Source organism: Burkholderia sp. BE17 (assembly GCF_009362305.1).
Lineage (GTDB): Bacteria > Pseudomonadota > Gammaproteobacteria > Burkholderiales > Burkholderiaceae > Burkholderia > Burkholderia pyrrocinia_C.
Map to the genome: position 1 here is coordinate 1 of NZ_WHNU01000099.1, position 1,960 is coordinate 1,960.

1 protein-coding gene is annotated in these 1,960 nt (G+C 67.5%); it reads right to left on the reverse strand.

Annotation, left to right across the window (positions count from 1 at the left end; genetic code table 11):
- Positions 1 to 1,958 (reverse strand): acetate--CoA ligase (gene acs, locus GD429_RS39950; RefSeq protein ID WP_321575149.1); only part of this gene is annotated, 1,958 nt, incomplete at its 3' end.
- Positions 1,959 to 1,960: the final 2 nt, after the last annotated feature.

Genomic DNA, 1,960 nt, shown 5'->3' on the forward strand with positions numbered 1-1,960 from the left:
AGTTGATCGAGGATGGCCGGATTCTCGAGCGTGGACGTGTCCTGCGTGATCGCCTCGCCCTTCGCGAGCGAGCGCAGCAGGCGGCGCATGATCTTGCCCGAGCGCGTCTTCGGCAGGTTGTCGCCGAAGCGGATGTCCTTCGGCTTCGCGATCGGTCCGATCTGCTTGCCGACCCAGTCGCGCAGCGTCTTCGCGAGCGCCGCCGCCTCTTCGCCCTCCGGGCGCGAACGCTTCAGCACCACGAACGCGACCACCGCCTCGCCCGTCGTGTCGTCCGGGCGGCCGACCACGGCCGCCTCGGCAACGAGCTCGTGCGACACCAGCGCCGACTCGATCTCCATCGTGCCGAGCCGGTGGCCCGACACGTTCAGCACGTCGTCGATCCGGCCCATGATCGTGAAGTAGCCGGTGTCCTTGTCGCGCACCGTGCCGTCGCCGGCCAGATAGAGCGTGCCGCCGAGTTCTTCCGGGTAATAGCTCTTCTTGAAACGCTCCGGGTCGCCCCAGATCGTGCGGATCATCGCGGGCCACGGGCGCTTGACGACGAGGATGCCGCCCTGACCGTTCGGCACGTCCTGGCCCGTCTCGTCGACCACCGCGGCCATGATGCCCGGCAACGGCAGCGTGCACGAACCGGGCACCGTCGGCGTCGCGCCCGGCAGCGGCGTGATCATGTGCCCGCCCGTCTCGGTCTGCCACCACGTATCGACGATCGGGCAGCGCTCCTGGCCGACGTGCTTGTGGTACCACATCCACGCTTCCGGATTGATCGGCTCGCCGACCGTGCCGATGATGCGCAGGCTCGACAGGTCGTAGCTCTTCGGGTGCACCTTGTCGTCGGCCTCCGCCGCCTTGATCAGCGAACGGATCGCGGTCGGCGCGGTGTAGAACACGCTGACCTTGTGGTCGCCGATCATCTTCCAGAAACGGCCGGCGTCCGGATAGGTCGGCACGCCTTCGAACACGACCTGCGTGCCGCCGCACGCGAGCGGGCCATACGTGATGTACGTGTGACCGGTGACCCAGCCGATGTCGGCCGTGCACCAGAACACGTCGGTCGGCTTCCAGTCGAAGGTCCACTTCATCGTCTGCGCGGCCCACAGCAGGTAGCCGCCGGTGCTGTGCTGCACGCCCTTCGGCTTGCCGGTCGAGCCCGACGTATACAGGATGAACAGCGGATGCTCGGCGCCGACCCATTCCGGCTCGCAACGATCCGACTCGCCGTCCGCGATCTCATGCATCCACAGGTCGCGGCCCGTATGCCAGTCGATCTTGCCGCCGGTGCGGCGATAGACGATCACGCTCTTAACGGCTTCGCAGCCGCCCATCGCGATCGCCTCGTCGGCGATGCTCTTGAGCGGCAGCGTCTTGCCGCCGCGTGCCTGCTCGTCGGCGGTGATGAGGGCCACCGCGCCGACGTCGACGAGCCGCTCGTTCAACGATTTCGCGGAGAAGCCGCCGAACACGACCGAATGCGTCGCGCCGATGCGCGCGCAGGCCTGCATCGCGACGATGCCTTCGATCGACATCGGGATGTAGATGACGACGCGATCGCCCTTGCCGATCCCGCGTTTTTTCAGCGCATTCGCGAAGCGCGACACGCGCGCCAGCAGACCGGCATAGGTGACGCGCGTGACGGTGCCGTCGTCGGCCTCGAAGATCACCGCGACGCGCTCGCCGTTGCCGGCTTCGACGTGGCGGTCGAGGCAGTTGTACGACGCGTTCAGTTCGCCGTCGTCGAACCACTTGTAGAACGGCGCGTTGGACTCGTCGAGCACGTTCGTGAACGGCTTGTGCCACGCGAGGCCCTCGCGCGCGAGGCGCGCCCAGAAGCCTTCGTAGTCGCGCTCGGCCTCGGCGACGAGCGCGCGATAGGCCGGCATGCCGGAAATGGTCGCCGCCTGCTCGAGCGCCGCGGGCGGCGCAAACTGGCGGGTTTCGTGAAGAACCGATTCAATCG